Raw genomic sequence first — 22318 nt, forward strand, 5'->3', positions numbered from 1 at the left:
AAACCCGGCTCACTCCTCGCGCTCACGAAACCTCCTCCTGCCCGCGCCGACCGGCGAGGTCGAGCGCCACGTCCACGATCATGTCCTCCTGGCCGCCGACCATCCGGCGCCGGCCCAGCTCGACCAGGATCGAGCGGACGTCCACCCCGTACTTCGCGGAGGCGCGTTCGGCATGCCGGAGGAAGCTGGAATAGACGCCTGCGTACCCGAGGGAGAGCGTCTCCCGGTCGACCTGGACGGGCCGGTCCTGCAGCGGACGGACGACGTCGTCGGCCGCGTCCATCAGCGCGAAGACGTCGCAGCCGTGCTTCCAGCCGTGCAGCTCCGCGACCGCGACGAAGACCTCCAGCGGCGCGTTGCCCGCGCCGGCGCCCTGCCCGGCCAGCGACGCGTCCACCCGGACCGTCCGGCCGTGCGGGCCGTCCGCGTCGGCCGGGCCGGCGCCGAGGATGCGGCCGTGCTCAACCGCGACCACGCTGTTGGCGACGCCGAGCGACAGGTTGTGGTGGGCGTGGATGCCGATCTGCGTCTCCGGCTCGAGGACCTGCCGGTACGCGTCGATCCGCTCGGCCACGTCGGACATCAGCAGCCGGCCGCCGGAGTCGGTGACGTACACGCAGTGCGCCCCGTACGACTCCATCAGCTTGGCCTGGGCGGCCAGCCCGGCCGGGTCGTTCATGTGCGACATCATCAGGAACCCGGAGACGTCCATGCCGTTCTCCCGGGCCCAGGAGATGTGCTGGGCGGAGATGTCCGCCTCGGTGCAGTGGGTGGCGATCCGGACGCTGGTCACCCCGAGCGCCTTCGCCGCCTTCAGGTCGGCGATGGTGCCGATGCCGGGCAGCAGCAGGGTGGTGAGCTTCGCGCTGGTCATCACCTCGGCGGCGGCGGAGATCCAGTCGGCGTCGCTGGCCGCGCCGTGGCCGTAGTTGACGCTGGAGCCGGCGAGGCCGTCGCCGTGCGCCACCTCGATCGCGGCCACCCCGGCCGCGTCCAGCGCGGCGGCGATGGTGCGGACCTGGTCGACGGTGTAGCGGTGGGCGATGGCGTGCATGCCGTCCCGCAGCGTCACGTCCTGGATGTACAGGTCGGTCATGCCGGGACTCCCTTCGCCCGCCGGGCCACCAGTCGCTCCGCGGTGCGCAGCGCGGCCGAGGTCATGATGTCCAGGTTCCCGGCGTACGCGGGCAGGTAGTGTCCGGCGCCGGAGACCTCCAGGAAGACCGAGACCTGGAGCCCGGTGAGGTGCCGCCCCAGCGACGGCACGTACGTGTCGACCCGGTCGAACTGCACGTCCTGCTTGAGCCGGTAGCCGGGGACGTACTCCTGCACGGTCGCCACCATGTCGGCGACGGAGGCGGCGATCGCGGCCCGGTCGGCGTCGGCGTCCGGGCAGAGGCAGTAGACGGTGTCCCGCATCAGCAGCGGCGGGTCGGCCGGGTTCAGCACGATGATCGCCTTGCCGCGCTCCGCGCCGCCGACCACCTCGATCGCCCGGGCGGTGGTCTCGGTGAACTCGTCGATGTTGGCCCGGGTGCCCGGGCCGGCCGACTTCGAGGCGATCGAGGCGACGATCTCCCCGTACGCGACGGGGGTGACCCGGCCGACGGCGGCGACGATCGGCACGGTCGCCTGGCCGCCGCAGGTCACCATGTTGACGTTCGTCTCGTGCAGGTGCTCGTCGAGGTTGACCGGCGGCACCACGTACGGGCCGATGGCGGCCGGGGTCAGGTCGACCACGGTCCGGCCGTGCGCCCGCAGCACCGCGTCGTTGTGCCGGTGCGCGCCGGCCGAGGTGGCGTCGAAGACCAGCTCCACGTCGGCGAACTCGGGCAGCGCCACCAGTCCGTCGACGCCCCCGGCGGTGGTGGCCACGCCGAGCCGCCGGGCCCGGGCCAGGCCGTCGGAGTCCGGGTCGATGCCGGCCATCGCCACCATGCGCAGGCTCCCGGGGGAGCGCGAGGAACGCAGCGAAGCGGAGTCCCGCAGTCGCGACCCATCAGGATCACCGCTCAGCCGGAGCACCTTGATCATCAGATCGGTCCCGATGTTGCCGGAGCCGATCACCGCCACCCCGACAGTCACGCCGCCTCCTCGGACGAAGAGAAACAGGTCCGCACCGAGCCGAGCCCGGAGATCCGCGCCTCGTACGCCGCGCCGGGCGCCACCGGCACCATCGGGCCGAGCGCCCCGGAGAGCACCACGTCCCCGGCGCGCAGCGGGTCGCCGGCGCGGGCCATGGTGCCGGCCAGCCACTCCAGCGCGTGCAGCGGGTTGCCGAGGCAGGCCGCCCCGGCGCCGACCGAGACCGGCTCCCCGGCGTGTTCCAGCACCATCCCGCACAGCCGCAGGTCGACGTCGGCGAGCCGGCGGGGCGTGGTGCCGAGCACGAAGAGCCCGCTGGAGGCGTTGTCCGCCACGGTGTCCACGATGGAGATGTCCCAGCCGGCGATCCGCGAGTCGACGATCTCGATGGCCGGCAGCACGTGGTCGACGGCCCGGATCAGGTCGACGGTGGTGACCCGCTCGTCGGTCAGGTCCGCGCCGAGCACGAAGGCGATCTCCGCCTCCACCCGCGGCTGCAGCAGCCGGTCGATCGCGACCTCGACGCCGTCGCCGACCGCCATGACGTCGGTGAGCACGCCGAAGTCCGGCTGGTAGACCCCGAAGTTCTCCTGCACCGCCCGGGAGGTCAGCCCGATCTTCGCGCCCACCCGGCGCTCGCCCCGGTCCCACCGGGCCTGGGCCTGGAGCTGCTGCACCTGGTACGCCGACTCGACGTCCCCCTCGGGCAGCAGCCGGCCGCGCAGCGGCGGGCAGGGCTTCCCGCTCTCCCGGGCCTCGGTCAGTTCCCGGGCGGCGGCTTCCACTTCAGCGGTCATGACAGGTCCACACAGACGTTGGTGAGTTCGGAGTAGAAGTCGAGCGAGTGCACCCCGCCCTCCCGGCCGATCCCGGAGGCCTTCACCCCGCCGAACGGGGTGCGCAGGTCACGCAGGAACCAGGTGTTCACCCAGACGATGCCGGCGTCGAGCCGGGACCCGGCCCGGTGCGCCCGGCCCACGTCGCGGGTCCAGACCGTCGCGGCCAGGCCGTACTCGGTGCCGTTCGCCAGGGCGTACGCCTCGTCCTCGGTGTCGAAGGGGGCGACGTGCACGACCGGGCCGAAGATCTCCTCCCGGTTGGTCCGGGCGTCCGGGCCCAGCCCGGTCAGCACGGTCGGCTGCACGTACGCGCCGCCGTCGCGGGCGTCACCGAAGCCGGGCACCCCGCCGCCGGCCAGCACCTCGGCGCCCTCGGCGCGGGCCAGGTCGTAGTGGCCGAGCACCTTGTCCCGGTGGGTGTGCGAGATCAGCGGCATGTTCACCGTGGCCTCGCCGGCCGGCCAGCCGTACGCCAGCTCGTCCGCCCGCTTGGCCAGCCGGGCGGTGAACTCCTCGAAGACCGGGCGCTGCACGTAGATCCGCTCGGTGCAGAGGCAGACCTGCCCGCCGTTGGTGAAGCTGGACCGGACCGAGCCGGCAACCGCCGCGTCCAGGTCGGCGTCGGCGAAGACCAGCCCGGCGTTCTTGCCGCCCAGCTCGAAGCTGACCGCCTTCACCCCGTCCGCGGCCGCGCGCATGATGGCGCTGCCGGTGGCGGACTCCCCGGTGAAGGTGATCGCGTCGACGCCCGGCTGCCGGGTGAGGAACTCCCCGGCCGAGTCCGGGCCGAAGCCGTGCACCAGGTTGAACACCCCGTCGGGTACGCCGGCGGCGGCCATCACCTCGGCCAGCAGCGTCGCCGAGGCCGGGGTCTCCTCGCTGGGCTTGACCACGACGGCGTTGCCGCAGGCCAGCGCCGGGGCGACCTTCCAGGTCAGCAGCAGCAGCGGCAGGTTCCAGGGCACGATGATCGCGACCACGCCGACCGGCTTGCGGACGGCGTAGTTGAGCGCCCGGCCGCCGGTCGGGGTGACCGTGGTGAACGACTCGGTCGGCGCGGTCGCCACGATCTCGGCGAACGACCGGAAGTTCGCCGCGCCGCGCGGGATGTCCAGCGTCCGGGCCTGCGAGATGGCCTTGCCGGTGTCGGCGACCTCGGCGGCGACCAGGTCGTCGAAGCGGCGTTCCAGCTCGTCCGCGACCCGGCGCAGCACCTCGGCGCGCTCCCGCTCCCCCATCCGGCCCCACGGCCCGCGCAGCGCGGCCCGGGCGGCGGCCACCGCGTCGTCCACGGTGGACGCGTCCGCCTCGGCCACCTCGAAGACCGGCTCGCCGGTGACCGGGCTGCGCTTGGTGAACCGGCGCCCGGCGGCGACGAACTCGCCGTCGACGAAGTTGCGCAGCAGGCCCGGACCGTCCGGCGCGTGCCCGGCCATCAGCCGGGGATCCCAGAGTGTCATCCGCGCCTCCCTCGGCCGATCGCGGCCAGCCCACCGGCCAGCAGCGCCACCGCGCCGGCCGCCACCGCCCCCAGCACCTGGTACTGCCGGCGCACCCGGCGGCGCACCTGGGCGTACGGGGTGGTGGAGAAGGAGACCAGCTCGTACTGCGAAACGTACCGGCCGGGCAGGGCCCGTTCCAGTGCGTGTTCGACGCGCTTGCGGGTCTGGAAGACCGGCGAGGCGACCTTGTCCCGCATCTCCACGAAGTTGGCCAGCGCCATCCGGGCGATCGCCTCCGCGTTCTCCTGCCGGCGCTGCTGGAACAGCGGCAACGCCGCCGACCACTCGTCGCCACACTCGTCCAGGCAGCGGTCCAGCTCCACCACGTCCTCGAACGCGCAGTTCGCGCCCTGGCCGTAGAACGGCACGATGGCGTGCGCCGCGTCGCCGAGCAGGCCGACCTTCCCGTCCACCTGCCAGGGGGTGCAGCGGACCGTGCCGAGCACCCCGATCGGGTTGTGCTGGTAGTCGTCGACCAGGTTCGGGGCGAGCGGGACCAGGTCCGGGTAGTGCTTCGCGAAGTGCTGCTCGATCGCGGCCGGGCTGCCCAGCGAGGCGAAGCTCGCGGTGCCGTGGGTGGGCCAGAAGAGCGTGCAGGTGAACGACCGGTCCGGGTTGGGCAGCGCGATCATCATCGAGGTGCCGCGCGGCCAGATGTGCAGCGCCCCCGGGTCCAGGGCGAAGTCGCCGCCGAGCGGCGGGATGGTGAGTTCCTTGTAGCCGTAGTCGAGGAAGTCCAGGCTCTCGGTCAGCACCCCGTACCCGAGGAGCTGCCCGCGCACCGCGGAGCCGGCGCCGTCGGCGCCCAGGACGACCGACGCGGCGGTGGTGACCTTGCCCTGCGGGGTCTCGAAGATCATCTCGCCACTGGCCGGGTCGAGGCCGACCAGCCGGTGGTCGAAGGCGATCCGCACCCCGGGCAGTGCGGCAGCGGCGGTGAGCAGGGCGTTGTTCAGCGCGCCCCGGCTGATCGAGTTGATCGCCCGGTCGCCGGAGACGCTGTACGACTGGAACTGCGCCTCCCCCTCCACCGGGTGGATCATCCGGCCGCGCATCGGCAGCGCGTCCGCCATCACCTGCTCGGCCAGTCCGATCCGGCGCAGCGCGTCGAGGCCGCGCTCGGAGAGCGCCAGGTTGATCGAGCGGCCCCGCTCGACCGTCCCGATACGCGGATCCGGCCGCCGCTCGTAGAGCGCCACCGGGTAGCCGCGCCGGGCCAGGAAGCAGGCCAGCAGGCAGCCCGCCAGCCCGGCGCCGACCACCGCGATCTCCTCACGGTGCCCCGTCACTGGAGCCTCCCTTTCGTTCGCGACTGCGGGGCTCGCAAACCCGGCTCACTCCTCGCGCTCACCGGTTCACCTCCACAGTGGCGGCCAGCGCGTCGGCGACCCGCCAGCAGTCGTGGTACGTCGAGTAGAGCGGCACCGGGGCGAACCGGACGATGTCCGGCTCCCGGGCGTCGGCGATCACGCCGTGCTCGTGCCGCAGCCGCTTGGTCAGCTCGTTCGCGCTGCCCGTGCCGATCCGTACGGAGAGCTGGCAGCCCCGGCGGGCCGGGTCGCGCGGGGTGACCACGGTCAGCGGCCGGTCGGCGGTCACCTCGTCGAGCAGCCGCTCCAGGTAGGCGGTGAGCCGCAGGCTGCGCTCCCGCAGCGCCGGCATGCCGACGGAGTCGAAGAGCTCCAGCGAGGTGCGGACCGGCCCCATCGCGAAGATCGGCGGGTTGGAGATCTGCCACGCCTCGACCGTGGCCGGCGGTCGGGAGACCGGGGTCATCTCGAACCGGGTGGTGGCCTCGGTGCTCCACCAGCCCTCGAAGCGCGGCAGGTCGGGGTCGCCGAGGTGGCGCTCGTGGACGAAGACGCCGGCGAGCGCCCCGGGCCCGGAGTTGAGGTACTTGTACGAGCACCAGGCGGCGAAGTCGACGTCCCAGTCGTGCAGCGCCAGCGGGACGTTGCCGACCGCGTGCGCGAGGTCCCAGCCGACCACCGCACCGGCCGCCCGGCCGGCGGCGGTGATCGCCGGGATGTCCATCAGCTCGCCGGTCAGGTAGTTGACCCCGCCGAGCAGCACCAGCGCGACCGTGTGCCCCTCGGCCGCCAGGAAAGCGGTCACGTCCTCCGTGCGCAGGTTCTCCTCGCCGGGCCGCGGCGTCAACCGGACCACGGCGGTGTCCGGGTCGAGGCCGTGGAAGCGGGCCTGGCTGCGGACCGCGTAGCTGTCCGAGGGGAAGGCGCTGTCCTCGATGACGATCCGGGTCCGCTCTCCCGCCGGCCGGTAGAAGCTCACCATCAGCAGGTGCAGGTTGACCGTGAGGGAGTTCATCACCACGGTCTCCGCGGGCCGGGCGCCGACCAGTCGCGCGGCCGGCGCCGTCAGCAGCTCGTGGTACGGCAGCCAGGGCCGCTCCGCCTCCAGGTGCCCCTCCACGCCCAGCCGGCTCCACGCCTCCAGGTCGGCCAGGAGTTCGGTGCGGGTGGCCCGGGGCTGGAGGCCGAGCGAGTTGCCGGCCAGGTAGGCGACCTCGGGGTAGCGCCCGCCCTCGGCCGGCGGCACGTGGAACAGGTGCCGGTGTCCGGGGTCGGCGGCGTCGAGGCGGTGCCCCTCGTTTTCCTGGGCGTTCATTTCTCGCTTCCCACTCACATCGCGGTCCGGGCCGACCACAGCTCGGGGAAGACCACCCGGGCCATGCTGCGCTGCAACCAGGCCAGCCCGGCGGAGCCGCCGCTGCCGACCTTGGCGCCCATGGTGCGCTGCACCGCCTTGATGTGGTGCCAGCGCCAGTCGCCGAACCGCTCGGCCACCTCGGTCAGCGCCTCGCCGAGCAGCCGCAGGTGGTTGTCCGGGCCGCCGTCGGCGTAGATCCGCACCCAGGCCGCCTCGACGGCCGGGTGCGGCTCGTGCTCGACCGCCACGTCCCGGTCGAGCAGCTCGGCGGGGAGGTCGAAGCCGCGCCGGGCGAGCAGGGCGACCACGTCGTCCCAGAGGCTCGGCGCGGCGAGCGCGGCGGTCAGCTCGGCGTGCACCTCGGTCTGCCGGCGGAACGGGCGGATCAGCGCCGGGTCGCGGAGGCCGAGCAGGAACTCCAACTGCCGGTACATCGCCGACTGGAAGCCGGAGCCCTCGCCGAGCAGGTTGCGGAACCGGTTGAAGTCGGCCGGGGTCATCCAGCGCAGCCCCTGCCAGGCCGCGTTGAGCCCTTCGAGGTGCAGGGCGGCGCGGCGCAGCGCCGGCAGCGCCTCCCAGACCCGGTTCGCCCGCAGCTCCCGCTGGGCGTGCCGCAGCTCGTGGCAGGTCAGCCCGAAGTACAGCTCCATGATCTGGCTGACCATCAGGAAGGACATCTCGCCCGGGTCCTCGCTGAGCGGCTGCTGCAACCCGTGCAGCGTGCTCGCCCGCACGTACGCGTCGTAGGGCACCCGCTCGGTGAACTCCAGCGTCGGTTCGCCGCCGTTGCGCGCCGCCCGGGCCGCCCGCTGCTGCGGGGTGACCGGACGCACCGCAGCGGTCACCTTCGGTGACCGCAGGTCCGTCTGCTCCACTGTCATCTCCCTCCGTACGCCGGGTAGCGTCATGATCCCGCGGGTGGATCGGCGAATGGAATGCCTGTTCAACGGCGGTACGGTGGTCGGACCTGCCGGATCAAAACCGGAATCGGGTCCGGGTTCACGAAGGAAAGGTCACGCATGGACGACATGGACTGGGCGCTGCTGCGGGAGCTCCAGGCCGACGCCCGGCTCTCGTTCAGCGAGCTGTCCCGGCGGGTGCACCTGTCGCCGCCGGCGGTGGCCGAGCGGGTCCGCCGGCTGGAGGAGTCCGGCGTGATCACCGGCTACCACGCGCACGTCGACCTGACCCGGGCCGGCCGCAGCGTCGTCGCGCTGATCCGGATGTCCTGCTACGGCCCGCGCTGCATCCTGAACGACCCCGAGGTGGCGGGCTGGCCGGAGATCATGGAGATCCACCGGATCACCGGGGACGCGTGCAGCATGCTCAAGGTGGCGGCCGGCTCGATCGACGAGTTCGAGGGGGTCATCGACCGCCTCGCCCCGTACGGCCAGCCGTCCAGCACGATGGTCCTCTCCAGCCCGCTGGAGTGGCACCCGCTGACCCCCCTCCCGCCGCCGGCCGGCCCGACCCCGCCCGGCCGCCGCCGCTGACCGGGGTTTGCCCCGGAGCCAGCGGGAATGCAGCCCCCACTGCCCGTCAGCAGGATTCCGGTGCGCCGCACCGGGAGGGGGGAATCATGCGGGGGCTTGTGTCACATCGCGCTCTGTCCGCCGTACTGACCGTACTGGGGCTGGTCGGGGCGTTCGTCCTGATGGCCGGCGCCCCGGCCCGGGCCGGGGAGAACACCTTCGTCGAGGTCACGCCGAACCCCGCGCAGGCCGGCACCCGGGTCAGCATCCGGGCCAGCTGCGGCAACGACAACAACCGCCAGGCCGAGGTGAACTCGGACGCCTTCGGTCGGGTGATGCTCCGTCCGGACAACGGCTTCCTGACCGGCGCGGTCACCATCCCCGGCAACAAGGCGCCCGGCGACTACCCGGTCGACCTGCGCTGCTCCAACGGCAACACCGCGTCGACCATCCTGACCGTGCTGAACATGGCCCAGCCGAGCAAGGGCCCGGCGACCGGCGGCGGTGGCACCGCGACCGGCCGGGGCGCCGGCTCGCTGCTGCTGATCGGTGGGCTGGTCGCGGTGGCGGTGGTGGCCGGTGTCAGCGCCCGTCGCAGGGCCGGCTCCCGCGGCTGACGAGGTGCGGCCATGGCCCGCTCACGTGACCGGGACGACCGGGCGACACCGGACCGGGACATAGCGGCACGAGGCCGGATCACCGGAACCGCACGAGGCCGGATGGCCGGGACGGCACGAGACCGGACGGCCGGGACGGCACAAGGCCGGACGGCCGGGACGGCACAAGGCCGGACGGCCGGGACGGCACAAGGCCGGATCACCGGGATGGCGCGAGGCCGCAACGTCGCGGCCGGACCTGACCGGAACGACCGGGCGATCCGGCTCCGGGACGACCAGGCCACGCCGGGTCGGGCGCGGCGGCGGCCGTCCGCCGGCCGGAGGCGGGAGCACGCCCGGGCCGGAAGCCGCCTCGCGGCGGGGGCCCAGTTGCTCTCCCGGGCCTCACGCCGGTTCGCCCGGGCCGCCGGGCACGCCTTCTCGGCCAGCGTCACCACGGCCGACCCGCAGGCCCGTCCGGTGCCCGCTGCGGCGGCCCGCCGCGCGGCGGGCCGGTGGCAGTCCGTCGGGCAGCGGGGGCCGGGCGTCCCGGTGCTGATGATCGCGGCGCTGATGGTGCTGATCGTGGCGATGCTCGGCGTGGAACGGATCACCGGGATCAGCGTCCTGCCGGAACAGCTCAGCGCCGGCCTGCGACCGCCGCCGAAGAAGTTCCCGGTGCTGCCGGCGAGCCCGCCGACGGACATCGCGATCGGCCGGATCGACCTGCGGGCCCCGGTGCACCGGGTCGGCATCGCCCCCGACGGCAGCATCGCCGTGCCGGAGGTGGACAAATCCGGTGAGGCCGGCTGGTACGACCAGGGGCCGACGCCCGGACAGTACGGCCCGGCGGTGATCGTCGGGCACGTCGACACCACCACCGGACCGGCGGTCTTCCACGACCTGAAGAGCCTGGACGACGGCGACCGGGTCGAGGTGGCCCGGGAGGACCGGTCGGTGGCCGTCTTCGAGGTCACCGCGGTGCAGCGGTACGACAAGGACCAGCTGCCGGTGGACGAGATCTTCGGCGACTTCAGCCGCCCCAGCCTGCGCCTGATCACCTGCGGTGGTCGCTGGGTGGGTGGCGAGACCGGGTACGCCGACAACGTGGTGGTCTACGCGTCCCTGGTCAAGGCGCGCGGCCCGTGACCGCGGGTCAGGCCGCCGCCTCCGGCTCGCGCAGGTCGAGCCAGTTCGCCCAGCGCGGGTCGGGCGCCCGGTGGCCGAGCACCCGCCAGGCCGTCCCCTTCGGGGCCGCCGGCAGGCTGTGCAGCCGCCAGCCCAGCTCGGCCGGGGTCTTGTCGCCCTTCGTGTGGTTGCAGCGGGCGCAGGCGGCGACGACGTTCTCCCAGGCGTGCCGGCCGCCCCGGCTGCGCGGGAAGACGTGGTCGATGGTCTCCGCCGGCCCCCGGCAGTAGGCACAGCGCCAGCCGTCCCGGGCGAAGATCGCCCGGCGGGAGAGCCCGACGTGGGTCCGGTACGGCACCCGGACGAAGCGGGTCAGCCGGACCACCGAGGGCACCGGGAGCGCGTTGCGGGCGCTGTGCAGGACGCCGTCGCCGTCGGCGACGCAGACGGCCTTGGCCGACAGCACGAGGATCGCGGCTCGACGCACCGACACGACACACAGCGGCTCGTAGGTGGCGTTGAGGACCAACGCGCCGGAGCCCGCCGTGGGTCGTATGTCAGGCATCGTGCTCACCCTCCCGGTCCAGCTGCTCCCGCCGCTGTCGCACCGGAGCCCGCCCCGCGGGCAGCGGGGAGCCGCACCGGCGCCGGCCGGATCACCGACGTCCGCTGCGCCAATCGTCCCTGATCGGACCCCGGATTGCACGTACTAATCCGGGGTACCCCCCTTGAACCTTCCGTGGCCCGTGTCAAGATGACCGGTTCCGCCCGGGTTGATCGCCGCCGCCGGCGGCCGCTCGCCCGGTGGTCACCGTCCGGAGGGTCGGCGGTGGCCGCACCGGAGCGTTGCGGTACGAAGACAGGGTGAGTGCCGCCAGCCTGATGCTCCTCGCCCTGCCCGCCGTGGACCCGAGCCCCACGCCGTCCGCCGACTGCCGGATGGACCCCTGGTGCAAGAACGTCTACGAGCTGACCGGCTCGGCCTGGTTCGCCGAGGGCAGCTACTGGATCGTGCTGAAGCCGCTGCGGGTCATCCTGATCCTGCTGCTCGCCATCGTCGCCCGCTGGGCACTGCACCGCACGATCAACCGGCTGGTGCGGACCACCACCGAGGGCGCGATGCCCCCCATGCTCCGGCCGCTGCGGGAGCGGATCCCCAGCGCCACGCTCGAACCGGAGCAGTTCGTGCCGGAGCGGCGGCGGCAGCGGGCCGAGGCGATCGGCTCCGTGCTGCGCAGCCTGGTCACCGCCTTCATCTTCGGCATCGCGCTGCTGATGGTGCTGAAGGAGTTCAGCTTCGACCTGGCGCCCCTGCTGGCCAGCGCCGGCATCGCCGGCGTGGCGCTCGGCTTCGGCGCGCAGAGCCTGGTCAAGGACCTGATCGCCGGCCTGTTCATGCTGATCGAGGACCAGTACGGCGTCGGTGACACCGTCGACCTGGGCGAGGCGACCGGGGTGGTGGAGGCGGTCGGCCTGCGGGTCACCACCGTGCGGGACGGGCGGGGCGTGCTCTGGTACATCCGCAACGGCGAGATCGTCCGGGTCGGCAACAAGAGCCAGGGCTGGGCGCTGGTGGTGGTCGACCTGCCGATCGGCTTCGCCGGCACGGAGCAGGCGAGCGCGGTGCTGCGGACGGCGGCGGCCTCGATGGCGATGGACCCGGAGCTGGCACCGCAGATCGTCGAGGAGCCCGAGGTGCTCGGCGTCGAGCAGATGACGGTGGACGGCGCGGTGATCCGCACCGTGGTCAAGACGACCGCCGACGGCCAGTTCGCGGTCGGCCGGGAGCTGCGCCGCCGACTCGCCGAGGCGCTGGAGAACTCCGGCATCACCGCCCGGATCGCCGCCGGCCGGCTCTACCCGGGCATGCCGGCCCCGGCACCCGGTCGAGAGACCGGGACGGGTGGCCCGACCTGACGCCGACGGGCCGCCCCGGCGGTACGGACGATCCGGGGGTCGCGGACCGCGCGGCCCCTCGGGTATCGTCCGTTCGTTCAGTCGGAGATGCGACGATCAATCCGTTCACCCTAGCCAGTTGTCAGACGATCGGGCAGAATCCGGTGCAACACGCTCCCAAGGGGGCGTGCTCGTGTCCTCGCTGATCCGTAGATCTGACGACGGTTCCCGGGCAGGTCATCACGAGTGGCCGACCTTGGGGAACGATGGAGGCGACGGTGTCCGACGAGCGACCTGCCCGGGAGGGCCCAGCCACCTTCCGTGAAGTTTTCGCCCAGGTCGAATACCGCGCCGTCTTCACGGCCAGCGCACTCTCCTGGATCGGCGACTACATCGCCAAGGCCGCGGTGACCGTCCTGGTGTACCAGGTGACCGAGTCGGTGGCCCTCTCCGCCGCCGCCTTCGCGGTCAGTTACCTGCCCTGGCTGGTCGGCGGTCCGTTGCTCGCCACGCTCGCCGAACGGCACCGCTACCGGCAGGTCATGGTGACCTGTGACCTGGTCCGGATGGCGCTGATGGTGCTGGTGGCCATTCCCGGCAACCCGCCGTGGCTGATCCTCGCCCTGCTCTTCGGCACCACGCTGGCCAACCCGCCGAGCCAGGCCGCCCGGTCCGCGCTCATGCCGCTGATCCTGACCGGCGACCGCGTGGTGGTGGGCCTCTCGATCAACGCCAGCACCGGCCAGGCCGCCCAGGTGCTCGGTTACCTGATCGGCGCGGGGATCGCCACGGTCAACCCGACCGCCGCGCTGCTGATCAACGCGGCCACCTTCGGCGGCTCGGCCCTGCTGGTCCGGTTCGGCGTCCGGGACCGGCCGCCCGCGATGACCGCCGCGCACCGCAGCCACCTGCTGCGGGAGACCGCGCAGGGCTTCCAGATCGTCTTCGGCCGGCCGGTGCTGCGGGCCATCGCCGTGCTGGTGTTCAGCGCGATGCTCTTCTCCATCGTGCCGGAGGGCCTCGCCGCGGCCTGGGCCACCGAGGGGGCCGGGGGCGACCTCGACACGGGCGTCGCGCAGGCCGTCATCATGGCCGCCAATCCGGTCGGCTTCATCCTCGGCGGGTTGCTGGTCGGCCGGGCGTTCTCCCCCGCCCGCCGGCTCACGCTGATGCGGCCGCTGGCGGTCCTCGCCCCCCTGGCACTCGTCCCGGCGCTGCTCGACCCGCCGCCGATGGTGGTGGCGATCCTCGCCGCCGCCTGCGGCTTCGCCGTCGCCGGCCTCCTGCCGGTGGCCAACGGCCTCTTCGTGCGGGCCCTGCCCGACGGCTACCGCGCCCGGGCGTTCGGCGTCATGGCCAGCGGGATCCAGATCATCCAGGGCGTCGCGGTGCTGGCCACCGGGCTGCTCGCCGAGCGGTTCCCCATCCCGGCCGTGGTGGGCACGTGGAGCGCCGCCGGCGTGGTGCTGATGGTCGCGGCGGCGCTGACCTGGCCGAGCCGGGAGACGGTGGACGCCGCCGTCGAGGCCGCCGGCCGGGTCGACTCCGCCGGGGCGGTCCCGCACTCCCGGCGGCCGCGTACGCCGGTCCAGGCGGCCGGGGCGGTCGACGAGCGGTCGGGCGAGCGGGGCCGGCACAGTCACGCGGTGACCTGAGCCACCCGTCCGACGGGCGATGGGCCCGGCCGTCCCGCGGCCTCACCTGGCAGGATGGAACGGTGACTTCCGCAGGCGAATCCGACCGGCCCGACAGCTCGATGACGCTCTTCGAGGCGGTCGGCGGCGAACCCACCTTCCGCAAGTTGGTGGACGAGTTCTACGCCGGCGTCGCGACCGACCCCCTGCTGCGGCCGATGTACCCGGAGGAGGACCTCGGCCCCGCCGCCGACCGGTTCGCCCTCTTCCTGATGCAGTACTGGGGCGGCCCGAACACCTACTCGGCGCAGCGCGGCCACCCACGGCTGCGGATCCGGCACGCGCCCTTCCGGATCGGCGCGGCGGAGCGGGACGCCTGGCTGCACCACATGCGGCGCGCCGTCGACCGGCTCGACCTGCCGCCGGAGATCGCGGGCGCGCTCTGGGACTACCTGGAGCGGGCCGCGTACTTCATGGTCAACGTGGCGGAGGACCCGGCCGCCGGGGCCTGACGGCGGGCGACCGCGTGGCGCCGGCCGGGGCCACCGGGCCCCGGCCGGCGCGGTCAGAGCAGGGCGCCCTCGTCGTGCAGCCAGTCCACGAAGGTGGTGGCGACCGCGGCGCCGCAGTCGAGCATCTCGACCAGCAGCGCGTCGTGCGTCCCGGCGCCGAGCGGCACCTGCAGCTCGGCGTAGATCGGCAGCTGGCCGCGCTCGGTCGGGTCGCCGATGTACGCCTTGCAGAACCGTCGGGTGTGGTTCCACTCGTTGACCACCCGGTAGGCCCGGTCCGCCCAGTCGGGTGGCACCGTCGCGTGTGGACGGGCCCGCATCACCAGGATCTCGTCCTCCGGCCCCTCCAGGGTGACCAGCACCGCGTGCCGCTCCCACATGGCCAGCAGGTTGCCGTCGCCGTCGGCCAGGTAACGCACGTCGAGCAGGTCGAGCGCGTCGCAGACCCGGCGGAGGGTGACCGGGGCGACGGTGGCCGGCATCTCCGCGATCACCGGCCGGTCGGCGGCCGCGTCGTCCCCCGGCTGCCGGGGGGCCGGTGGTCCGACCCGCACGGTGTCATCCACTGTGATCCCGCTTCGAGTTTCCGGATCGCCGCCGCCGGCGGGACCTGGGCGCCATGACCACCACGGCATCGCTCGCGCACCTCACTCCCCAGCGGATCCAGTCGCCTACGGTGCGTTGGATCCGAGGATGGACGGTACCCGGACAGCCGGGTTGAGGCATCCCCCCAACGGCTGCCCCAGCCCGGAAGAATGATCCGGGGTCATCCGTTCGGATGACCGACTCTCGGCGTCAGGGTGAGCCCGGCGACCTTCCGCGACCACGCGGCTCCGTACGGTCCGACCAGGCCGACCCAAGGGCCTGCGAGGCGTACCTGCACGTCGCCGGGGCCGAGGAAACCCATCCGGACCAGCCCCTGCACCAACCGCTGCGGCACCTCGACCGGGGTCTCCGGCGCGTCGTCGGGGGTGACCACCACCGCGACATGGTCGAGCAGGGCGTCCCGCAGTGCCCGCTGCCCGACCGCGCGGCCACCCACGCCGTGGGCGGCCGCCTCGCGCAGGGCGCCGGCCGCCGCGGTGGCGATCCGGCGCAGCTCCCCGGCGGGCAGCGTCTCCACGGCCCGGCTGGCCGCCGGTGGCAGCGGCCACCGCCACTGGTCGTCCCGGCGGAGCGGCAGGGCCCCGCCGGCGGCCTCCAGCTCGGCCAGCAGCTCGGCCGCGGCGACGGTGACGTCACCGGGGGCGGCCCCGGTGACGGTGCGGACCACGAGCACGCCCCACGGCAGCCGGGCCCAGAGAGCGGTACGGCCCGTACCCGGCACCGGGCGGAGCCGGACCACGGCGGCCGGGTCCAGCCGGACCAGCCGGGCCAGGAAGGCGCCCGCGTCGGCCACGCCCTCCAGCCCGTGCCCGCCGGTCTCCGCCGCCCCGCTCACGCGGCGCCCGTCCCCGGCGCGTACCGGAGCAGGAAGGCCCGCTCCTCCGGGCTGATCCGCCGCGGCCGCTGCGCGGCCAGGTCGAACGGGACGAGCACCGAGCGGGCCCGGCTGGCCAGCACGTCGCCGTCGTACAGCTCGTAGGCGACGGTGAACGAGGCGGCCCGGATCTCCTCGATCCACAGCTCGATCCGGACGCTCGGCGCCGCCTCCGCGCTGGCCCGGCCGAGCGCGTAGTCGACCGGGCGCAGGTAGTCGACCTCGTGCCGGCGGATGACCACCCCGTCGGCGAACGAGCCCACTCCCCACGCCCGGCCGCCGGCGAACATCAACGCCACCCGCGCCTCCTCGTACAGGGTGAGGAAGCGCGAGTTGTTGACGTGGCCGTACGCGTCCAGGTCGGACCAGCGCAGCGCGCAGTGGTAGACGAAGCGGTCAGTCACGGGTGAGCTTGCGGTAGGTCACCCGGTGCGGCCGGGCGGCCTCGGCGCCGAGCCGGTCGATCTTGTTCTTCTCGTACGCCTCGAAGTTGCCCTCGAACCAGAACCACTTGGACGGGTTCTGGTCGTCGCCCTCCCAGGCCAGGATGTGCGTGGCGACCCGGTCCAGGAACATCCGGTCGTGGGAGATGACCACGGCGCAGCCGGGGAACTCCAGCAGCGCGTTCTCCAGGCTGGAGAGGGTCTCCACGTCCAGGTCGTTGGTCGGCTCGTCGAGCAGGATGACGTTGCCGCCGATCTTCAGGGTCAGCGCCAGGTTGAGTCGGTTGCGCTCGCCGCCGGAGAGCACCTTGGTCGGCTTCTGCTGGTCCGGCCCCTTGAAGCCGAACGCGGCGATGTACGCCCGGGACGGCATCTCGACCTTGCCCACCATGAGGTGGTCCAGCCCGTCGGAGACCGTCTCCCAGACCGTCTTGTCACCGGCCAGGCCGGCCCGGCTCTGGTCGACGTACGACAGCGAGACGGTCTCACCGACCCTCACCCCGCCGTCGGTGGGCTGCTCCAGCCCGACGATGGTCTTGAACAGGGTCGTCTTGCCGACGCCGTTCGGGCCGATGATGCCGACGATGCCGTTGCGCGGCAGCGTGAAGCTGAGGTTGTCGATCAGCACCCGGTCACCAAACGCCTTGGTCAGGTTGTGCGCCTCGATCACCGTGCTGCCCAGGCGCGGGCCCGGCGGGATCTGGATCTCCTCGAAGTCCAGCTTCCGGGTCTTCTCCGCCTCGGTGGCCATCTCGTCGTACCGGTCGAGCCGGGCCTTGGACTTGGTCTGGCGGGCCTTGGCGTTGGAGCGGACCCACTCCAGCTCCTCGGTGAGCCGCTTCTTCATCTTGGCGTCGCGACGACCCTCGACGGCCAACCGGGCGGCCTTCTTCTCCAGGTAGGTGGAGTAGTTGCCCTCGTACGGGTAGGCCCGGCCACGGTCCAGCTCGAGGATCCAGTTGGCCACGTTGTCGAGGAAGTACCGGTCGTGGGTGATCGCCATCACCGTGCCGGCGTACTTGGCCAGGTGCTGCTCCAGCCAGGAGACGCTCTCCGCGTCCAGGTGGTTGGTGGGCTCGTCGAGCAGCAGCAGGTCGGGCGCCTCCAGCAGCAGCTTGCAGAGCGCGACCCGGCGGCGCTCACCACCGGAGAGCTGGGTGACGTCGGCGTCCGGCGGCGGGCAGCGCAGCGCGTCCATGGCCAGCTCGAGCTTGGAGTCGATGTCCCAGGCGTCGAGGTGGTCCAGCTCCTCCTGGAGCTTGCCCATCTCCTCCATCAGCTCGTCCGAGTAGTCGGTGGCCATCTGCTCGGCGATCTTGTTGAACCGCTCCAGCTTGGCCTTGGTCTCGGCGACCGCCTCCTCGACGTTGCCGAGGACGGTCTTGGCGTCGTTGAGCGCGGGCTCCTGGGCGAGCATGCCGACGGTGTAGCCGGGCATGAGCCGGGCCTCGCCGTTGCTCGGCCGGTCCCACCCTGCCATGATCTTGAGGAGGCTGGACTTACCGGCGCCGTTCGGACCGACCACACCGATCTTGGCCCCCGGCAGGAAGTTCAGCGTCACGTTGTCGAGCACGACCTTGTCGCCGTGCGCCTTGCGCGCCTTTTCCAGGACGTAGATGAACTGGGCCACGGTGCGGGCTACCTCCGTCGGGTTGCTGTCGCCTGATGGGCGGCGCGGGCGCGGGCTGCGACCTCCGCCCGCCGCCGCCGGCCGGGGCCGGCCGCGCGCACGCCGTTGTCAATCCTGACAGGTACGGCCCGCTTCGCCCACATCACCCCGCCCGAGGAGTACGCCGTGTCCCGCATCGCCAACCGATGTCGACAAGATCACGCTGGTGGTTCGGCGAGTGTGGGACGGGTAGGGAACTCCGGCACGGGGCGCCAGAGGCCGCAGCTACGCTCAGTACGCTCATCGCGGTGGACCCGTCAGCACCTGGAGGTGGCCGATCGTGACCGTCCGTAGCTCCTTTGTCGTAGTGGCGAACCGACTGCCGGTCGACGAGGTGAGCACACCCGAAGGACGGCAGTGGCGACGAAGCCCCGGTGGGCTGGTCACCGCGCTGCACCCCGTCCTCGCCGAACAGCAGGGCACCTGGGTCGGCTGGGCCGGTGGCACCGGCGCCGCCCCCGAGCCGTTCGACCTGGAGGGGATCCGGCTGCACCCGGTGCCGCTGAGCGCCGAGGAGCTGGAGCGCTACTACGAGGGCCAGTCCAACGCGACGATCTGGCCGCTCTACCACGACGCGGTGGAGACCCCCGCCTACAAGCGCCGGTGGCGCGAGGCGTACCGGCTGGTCAACGCCCGGTTCGCGGAGGCCGCGGCGGACGTCGCGGCCGAGGGCGCGACGGTCTGGGTGCAGGACTACCAGCTGCAACTGGTCCCGGCGATGCTCCGCGAGCTGCGCCCCGACCTGAAGATCGGCTTCTTCCTGCACATCCCGTTCCCGCCGATCGAGCTGTTCATGCAGATGCCGTTCCGGACCGAGATCCTGCGCGGACTGCTCGGCGCCGACCTGGTCGGCTTCCAGCAGCGGCTGGCCGCGCAGAACTTCGTCCGGCTGGCCCGGCACCTGCTCGGCCTGCGCTATGAGGGGCAGATGATCCAGGTCGACGGCCGGCAGGTGAAGGCCGGCGCGTTCCCGATCTCCATCGACACCCGGGAGATGGAGCGGCTGGCCGAGGATCCGGCGATCCAGGCCCGGGCCAAGCAGATCCGCGAGGAGCTGGGCAACCCGAAGACGATCATCCTGGGGGTCGACCGGCTCGACTACACCAAGGGCATCGAGCTCCGGCTGAAGGCCTTCCGCGAGCTTCTGGCTGACGGAAAGTTGACAGTCCCGGACGCGGTCATGGTGCAGGTCGCCACCCCGAGTCGGGAGCGGGTGGAGCACTACCAGGCACTTCGCGTCAAGGTGGAACGCGAAGTTGGTCGGATTAATGGCGAATTCGGACGGGTCGGTGTGCCGGCGGTGCATTATCTGCATCAGTCGTACAGTCGCTCCGAACTGGCCGCGATGTACGTCGCGGCAGACGTGATGATGGTGACCCCGCTGCGAGACGGAATGAATCTGGTGGCCAAGGAGTACGTCGCATCGCGCGCCGACCAGGGCGGCGCGCTCGTGCTCAGTGAATTCGCCGGCGCCGCCACCGAGCTGCGCCAGGCGTTCCTGTGCAACCCGCACGACCCCGACGCGGTCAAGGACGCGCTGCTGCGCGCCGTGCACGTCGAGAAACCCGAGGCCCGACGCCGGATCCGGGTGATGCAACGCCACCTGCGCACCCACGACGTGGGGCACTGGGCCAAATCCTTCCTGACCGAACTCGGCGTGCCCGATACGGAGGCTGCGTGAGCGCGAGGAGTGAGCCGATCCTGCGAGCCCCGCAGTCGCGAACCGAGGTGATGTCGTGAACGCCCCTGCACCCGCCACCCCGCACGGCGGTGTGATGGATCCCGAGCTGCGCGCCGCCATCGGCCGGATCGCCCGGGTCCCCCAGCTCCTGGTCGCCTGCGACTACGACGGCACCCTCGCCCCGATCGTCGAGGACCCGACCAAGGCGGTACCGCTGCGCGAGTCGGTGGCCGCGGTCCGCGCGCTGGCCTCGCTGCCGCAGACCACCGTCGCGGTGGTCTCCGGCCGCGCGCTGCGCGACCTCGCCGCGCTGTCCCGGCTGCCCAGCGAGGTCCACCTGGTCGGCAGCCACGGCTCGGAGTTCGACATCGGCTTCGTCGAGCGGCTCTCGCCCGAGCTGATCGCGGTGCGGACCCGGCTGCGCGACGCGCTGCGCCAGATCGCCGCCGAGCACCCCGGCGTGCGGCTGGAGCGCAAGCCCGCCAGCGTCGCGGTGCACACCCGCGGGGTCGAGCCGCAGATCGCGGCCGCGGCGATCGAGGCCGTCCGCAGCGGCCCCGCCACCTGGGACGAGGTCACGGTCACCCAGGGCAAGGAGGTCATCGAGCTGTCGGTGGTGGCCACCCACAAGGGCACCGCGGTCGACCAGCTCCGCACCCAGCTCGCGGCGAGCGCCGTGCTCTTCATCGGCGACGACGTCACCGACGAGAACGCCTTCGGCAACCTGCACGGACCGGACGTCGGCATCAAGATCGGCCCGGGTGACACCCGGGCCGACTACCGGGTGGCCGAGCCGATCGAGGCGGCCCGGGCGCTGGGCCTGCTGCTGGAGACCCGGCGGCACTGGCTCTTCGGTGAGCGGGCGGTCCCGATCGAGCGGCACTCGATGCTGGCCAACGGTCGGACGGTCGCGCTGCTCACCCCCGACGCCAAGGTGAGCTGGCTCTGCCACCCCAAGCCGGACTCGGCGGCGATCTTCTCCGACCTGGTCGGCGGCAGCCCGGCCGGGCACTTCAGCATCGCCCCGGAGCGCGGTGGCATTCCGCTCGGGCAGCGCTACCGCAGCGGCACCATGACGGTGGAGACCCGCTGGTCCGGGCTGACGGTCACCGACTGGCTCGACCTGCCGGCGAAGGAGACCACGCCGGACGGCCCGGCCATCGTCACCGGCGACTCGACGCTGGTCCGGGTGCTCACCGGGTCCGGCCGGGCCCGGATCGACTTCGCTCCCCGGCCCGAGTTCGGGCAAGTGGCGGTGCAGCTGCAGCCGATCGACGACGGCCTGCTCGTGCTCGGCTCCAACGAGCCCGTCGCGCTCTACGCCCCGGGCGTGGAGTGGGAGGTCACCAGCGACGGCGTGAACGAGAGCGCGAAGGCGATGGTGGATCTCTCCGCCGCCGGTGGCCAGGTGGTGCTGGAGCTGCGCTTCGGCACGCATAGCCTGGAGCACCACCGGGTGCCGATCCACGAGCGCCAGGCCGCCGCCGAGCAGCCCTGGAAGGACTGGGTGGCCGGGCTGCGGCTGCCCACCACCGCCCGGGACCTGGTCACCCGCAGCGCGCTCACCCTGCGCGGGCTCTGCCACGAGGCGTCCGGCTCGATCCTGGCGGCGGCGACCACCTCGCTGCCCGAGGAGCTGGGTGGGGTCCGCAACTGGGACTACCGCTACTGCTGGCTGCGGGACGCGGCGATGACCGCCCGCGCGCTGGTGGACCTGGGCTCGGTAGAGGAGGCCGAGGCGCTGCTGCGCTGGGTCGACGGCTGCATCGAGCGCACCGGCGGGCACCCCGAGCGGCTGCACCCGCTCTACACGGTGGACGGGTACGAGCTGGGCGCCGAGGCGGTCATCGACACCCTGCCCGGGTACGCCGGGTCCCGGCCGGTCCGGGTCGGCAACCTCGCCAACCACCAGCTCCAGCTCGACGTCTTCGGCCCGATCGCCGACCTGATCGCCGCAGTGGCCGACGCGCGCGGCTCGGTCCGCGACGACGAGTGGCGGGTGCTGGAGAACATGGTCGAGGCGGTCCGCCGCCGCTGGCACGAGCCAGACCACGGCATCTGGGAGGCCCGCCTCCCCCCGCGGCACCACATCTTCTCCAAGGTCATGTGCTGGATGACCGTCGACCGGGCGCTGCACGTGGTGCGGCAGCACGGCCACGAGGACCGGCCGGAGTGGGTGGAGCTGCGCGACCGAATCGGCGCGAACGTGCTGGAGTACGGCTGGCACGACGAGGCCGAGGCGTACAGCGTCGCGTACGGGCACGACGAAATGGACGCGTCGTCGCTGTGGATCGGCATCTCCGGGCTGCTCCCCGGCGACGACCCGCGCTTCCTGTCGACCGTGCTCAAGATCGAGGCGGACCTGCGCAGCGGGCCAGTCGTCTACCGGTACCACTGGGACGACGGCCTGCCCGGCCGGGAGGGCGGCTTCCACATCTGCACGGCGTGGCTGATCGAGGCGTACCTGCGCACCGGTCGGCGCACCGACGCCGAGGAGCTGTTCACCCTGATGGTCGACACGGCCGGGCCGACCGGGCTGCTCCCCGAGCAGTACGACCCGCTCGCCGAGCGCGGCCTGGGCAACCACCCGCAGGCGTACAGCCACCTCGGCCTGATCCGCTGCGCCCTGCTGCTCGACAACATGCTCAAGCAGTAACGCCAGCGCCATTTCGCCATTTCGCCGGTGTGGCGGTGTCCGGGTGACCGGGACACCG

At 72.8% G+C, this 22318-nt stretch carries 20 protein-coding genes; 8 read left to right on the plus strand and 12 right to left on the minus strand.

The annotated features are described in order from the left end of the window. Nucleotides 1-22: 22 nt before the first annotated feature. From dmpG to ACTWO6_RS26740, 7 genes are read right to left on the minus strand one after another with little or no spacing between them, the layout of a single operon-like run. Nucleotides 23-1096 carry a 4-hydroxy-2-oxovalerate aldolase gene (dmpG, locus tag ACTWO6_RS26710; protein WP_446216514.1) on the minus strand — a complete coding sequence of 358 codons (1074 nt, stop codon included), beginning with the start codon at nt 1094-1096 and terminating at the stop codon, nt 23-25. Continuing rightward, nucleotides 1093-2085 (minus strand): acetaldehyde dehydrogenase (acetylating), encoded by a 993-nt coding sequence (locus ACTWO6_RS26715; protein WP_446216515.1) that lies wholly within the window; start codon nt 2083-2085, stop codon nt 1093-1095. Before ACTWO6_RS26715 ends, dmpG begins: the two co-directional genes overlap by 4 nt. Continuing rightward, nucleotides 2082-2882 (minus strand): 2-keto-4-pentenoate hydratase, encoded by an 801-nt coding sequence (locus ACTWO6_RS26720; RefSeq protein ID WP_446216516.1) that lies wholly within the window; start codon nt 2880-2882, stop codon nt 2082-2084. Before ACTWO6_RS26720 ends, ACTWO6_RS26715 begins: the two co-directional genes overlap by 4 nt. Then, nucleotides 2879-4360 (minus strand): 2-hydroxymuconic semialdehyde dehydrogenase, encoded by a 1482-nt coding sequence (locus ACTWO6_RS26725; RefSeq protein ID WP_446220773.1) that lies wholly within the window; start codon nt 4358-4360, stop codon nt 2879-2881. The genes ACTWO6_RS26720 and ACTWO6_RS26725 overlap by 4 nt, the downstream gene beginning before the upstream one ends. Before the next feature lie 20 nt (nt 4361-4380). Beyond that, nucleotides 4381-5715 (minus strand): FAD-dependent oxidoreductase, encoded by a 1335-nt coding sequence (locus tag ACTWO6_RS26730; RefSeq protein WP_446216517.1) that lies wholly within the window; start codon nt 5713-5715, stop codon nt 4381-4383. 58 nt (nt 5716-5773) lie between these two features. Beyond that, nucleotides 5774-7051 (minus strand): kynureninase, encoded by a 1278-nt coding sequence (gene kynU, locus ACTWO6_RS26735; protein ID WP_446216518.1) that lies wholly within the window; start codon nt 7049-7051, stop codon nt 5774-5776. A 14-nt stretch (nt 7052-7065) separates the two neighbouring features. Next, a complete protein-coding gene (locus ACTWO6_RS26740; RefSeq protein ID WP_446216519.1) occupies nt 7066-7974 on the minus strand; it encodes a tryptophan 2,3-dioxygenase in 909 nt (302 codons plus the stop codon). 138 nt (nt 7975-8112) lie between these two features. On the opposite strand from ACTWO6_RS26740, the gene ACTWO6_RS26745 reads away from it, so the two are divergent. The 3 genes from ACTWO6_RS26745 (at nt 8113) to ACTWO6_RS26755 (ending at nt 10310) form a co-directional block, all read left to right on the plus strand. After that, nucleotides 8113-8586 carry an Lrp/AsnC family transcriptional regulator gene (locus ACTWO6_RS26745; RefSeq protein WP_446216520.1) on the plus strand — a complete coding sequence of 158 codons (474 nt, stop codon included), beginning with the start codon at nt 8113-8115 and terminating at the stop codon, nt 8584-8586. A gap of 86 nt (nt 8587-8672) precedes the next feature. After that, the gene (locus ACTWO6_RS26750; protein WP_446216521.1) at nt 8673-9182 is read left to right on the plus strand and encodes a hypothetical protein; all 510 of its coding nucleotides are present in this window, start codon (nt 8673-8675) and stop codon (nt 9180-9182) included. Nucleotides 9183-9389: 207 nt separating this feature from the next. Beyond that, nucleotides 9390-10310 (plus strand): class F sortase, encoded by a 921-nt coding sequence (locus ACTWO6_RS26755; protein WP_446216522.1) that lies wholly within the window; start codon nt 9390-9392, stop codon nt 10308-10310. 7 nt (nt 10311-10317) lie between these two features. On the opposite strand, the gene ACTWO6_RS26760 is transcribed toward ACTWO6_RS26755, so the two are convergent. Next, nucleotides 10318-10854: an HNH endonuclease gene (locus ACTWO6_RS26760; RefSeq protein ID WP_446216523.1), complete on the minus strand. Its 537-nt coding sequence runs from the start codon at nt 10852-10854 to the stop codon at nt 10318-10320. Nucleotides 10855-11171: 317 nt separating this feature from the next. Between ACTWO6_RS26760 and ACTWO6_RS26765 the strand changes: the two genes are divergently transcribed. The 3 genes from ACTWO6_RS26765 to ACTWO6_RS26775 all read left to right on the plus strand — a co-directional run bounded on the left by ACTWO6_RS26765 (nt 11172) and on the right by ACTWO6_RS26775 (nt 14331). Beyond that, nucleotides 11172-12206 carry a mechanosensitive ion channel family protein gene (locus tag ACTWO6_RS26765; protein WP_446220774.1) on the plus strand — a complete coding sequence of 345 codons (1035 nt, stop codon included), beginning with the start codon at nt 11172-11174 and terminating at the stop codon, nt 12204-12206. Between the two features lie 245 nt (nt 12207-12451). Next, entirely contained in the window at nt 12452-13840 is a 1389-nt protein-coding gene (locus ACTWO6_RS26770; RefSeq protein ID WP_446216524.1) for an MFS transporter, read from the plus strand. A 101-nt stretch (nt 13841-13941) separates the two neighbouring features. Then, nucleotides 13942-14331, plus strand: coding sequence for a globin (locus ACTWO6_RS26775; RefSeq protein ID WP_446220775.1), 390 nt, complete (start codon nt 13942-13944; stop codon nt 14329-14331). Nucleotides 14332-14384: 53 nt separating this feature from the next. Here the strand turns inward: ACTWO6_RS26775 and ACTWO6_RS26780 are convergent, their stop codons facing one another. From ACTWO6_RS26780 to ettA, 4 genes are all read right to left on the minus strand, one after another. Then, a complete protein-coding gene (locus tag ACTWO6_RS26780; protein WP_446216525.1) occupies nt 14385-14966 on the minus strand; it encodes a YbjN domain-containing protein in 582 nt (193 codons plus the stop codon). 131 nt (nt 14967-15097) lie between these two features. Next, nucleotides 15098-15772, minus strand: a complete 675-nt coding sequence (locus tag ACTWO6_RS26785; RefSeq protein WP_446216526.1) for a hypothetical protein — start codon at nt 15770-15772, stop codon at nt 15098-15100. Then, nucleotides 15769-16215: an acyl-CoA thioesterase gene (locus tag ACTWO6_RS26790; protein ID WP_130339281.1), complete on the minus strand. Its 447-nt coding sequence runs from the start codon at nt 16213-16215 to the stop codon at nt 15769-15771. Before ACTWO6_RS26790 ends, ACTWO6_RS26785 begins: the two co-directional genes overlap by 4 nt. Further along, nucleotides 16208-17884 carry an energy-dependent translational throttle protein EttA gene (gene ettA, locus ACTWO6_RS26795; RefSeq protein ID WP_446216527.1) on the minus strand — a complete coding sequence of 559 codons (1677 nt, stop codon included), beginning with the start codon at nt 17882-17884 and terminating at the stop codon, nt 16208-16210. Before ettA ends, ACTWO6_RS26790 begins: the two co-directional genes overlap by 8 nt. Before the next feature lie 319 nt (nt 17885-18203). On the opposite strand from ettA, the gene ACTWO6_RS26800 reads away from it, so the two are divergent. Both ACTWO6_RS26800 and otsB read left to right on the plus strand, forming a co-directional pair. Next, entirely contained in the window at nt 18204-19604 is a 1401-nt protein-coding gene (locus ACTWO6_RS26800; protein WP_130339285.1) for an alpha,alpha-trehalose-phosphate synthase (UDP-forming), read from the plus strand. Between the two features lie 94 nt (nt 19605-19698). Further along, entirely contained in the window at nt 19699-22260 is a 2562-nt protein-coding gene (gene otsB / locus ACTWO6_RS26805) for a trehalose-phosphatase (protein ID WP_446220776.1), read from the plus strand. Nucleotides 22261-22318: the final 58 nt, after the last annotated feature.

It is taken from the genome of Micromonospora sp. IBHARD004 (genome assembly GCF_052814115.1).

What these genes read in the sequence shown, in the direction of transcription:
- ACTWO6_RS26760 (WP_446216523.1), bottom strand. Translation starts at nt 10,854, where the DNA reads ATGCCTGACATACGACCCACGGCGGGCTCCGGCGCGTTGGTCCTCAAC.
- kynU (WP_446216518.1), bottom strand. Translation starts at nt 7,051, where the DNA reads ATGAACGCCCAGGAAAACGAGGGGCACCGCCTCGACGCCGCCGACCCC.
- ACTWO6_RS26750 (WP_446216521.1), top strand. Translation starts at nt 8,673, where the DNA reads ATGCGGGGGCTTGTGTCACATCGCGCTCTGTCCGCCGTACTGACCGTA.
- ACTWO6_RS26755 (WP_446216522.1), top strand. Translation starts at nt 9,390, where the DNA reads ATGGCGCGAGGCCGCAACGTCGCGGCCGGACCTGACCGGAACGACCGG.
- ACTWO6_RS26740 (WP_446216519.1), bottom strand. Translation starts at nt 7,974, where the DNA reads ATGACAGTGGAGCAGACGGACCTGCGGTCACCGAAGGTGACCGCTGCG.
- ACTWO6_RS26720 (WP_446216516.1), bottom strand. Translation starts at nt 2,882, where the DNA reads ATGACCGCTGAAGTGGAAGCCGCCGCCCGGGAACTGACCGAGGCCCGG.
- ACTWO6_RS26775 (WP_446220775.1), top strand. Translation starts at nt 13,942, where the DNA reads ATGACGCTCTTCGAGGCGGTCGGCGGCGAACCCACCTTCCGCAAGTTG.
- ACTWO6_RS26770 (WP_446216524.1), top strand. Translation starts at nt 12,452, where the DNA reads ATGGAGGCGACGGTGTCCGACGAGCGACCTGCCCGGGAGGGCCCAGCC.
- ACTWO6_RS26725 (WP_446220773.1), bottom strand. Translation starts at nt 4,360, where the DNA reads ATGGCCGGGCACGCGCCGGACGGTCCGGGCCTGCTGCGCAACTTCGTC.
- otsB (WP_446220776.1), top strand. Translation starts at nt 19,699, where the DNA reads ATGGATCCCGAGCTGCGCGCCGCCATCGGCCGGATCGCCCGGGTCCCC.
- ACTWO6_RS26745 (WP_446216520.1), top strand. Translation starts at nt 8,113, where the DNA reads ATGGACGACATGGACTGGGCGCTGCTGCGGGAGCTCCAGGCCGACGCC.
- ACTWO6_RS26780 (WP_446216525.1), bottom strand. Translation starts at nt 14,966, where the DNA reads ATGCCGTGGTGGTCATGGCGCCCAGGTCCCGCCGGCGGCGGCGATCCG.
- ACTWO6_RS26765 (WP_446220774.1), top strand. Translation starts at nt 11,172, where the DNA reads ATGCTCCTCGCCCTGCCCGCCGTGGACCCGAGCCCCACGCCGTCCGCC.
- dmpG (WP_446216514.1), bottom strand. Translation starts at nt 1,096, where the DNA reads ATGACCGACCTGTACATCCAGGACGTGACGCTGCGGGACGGCATGCAC.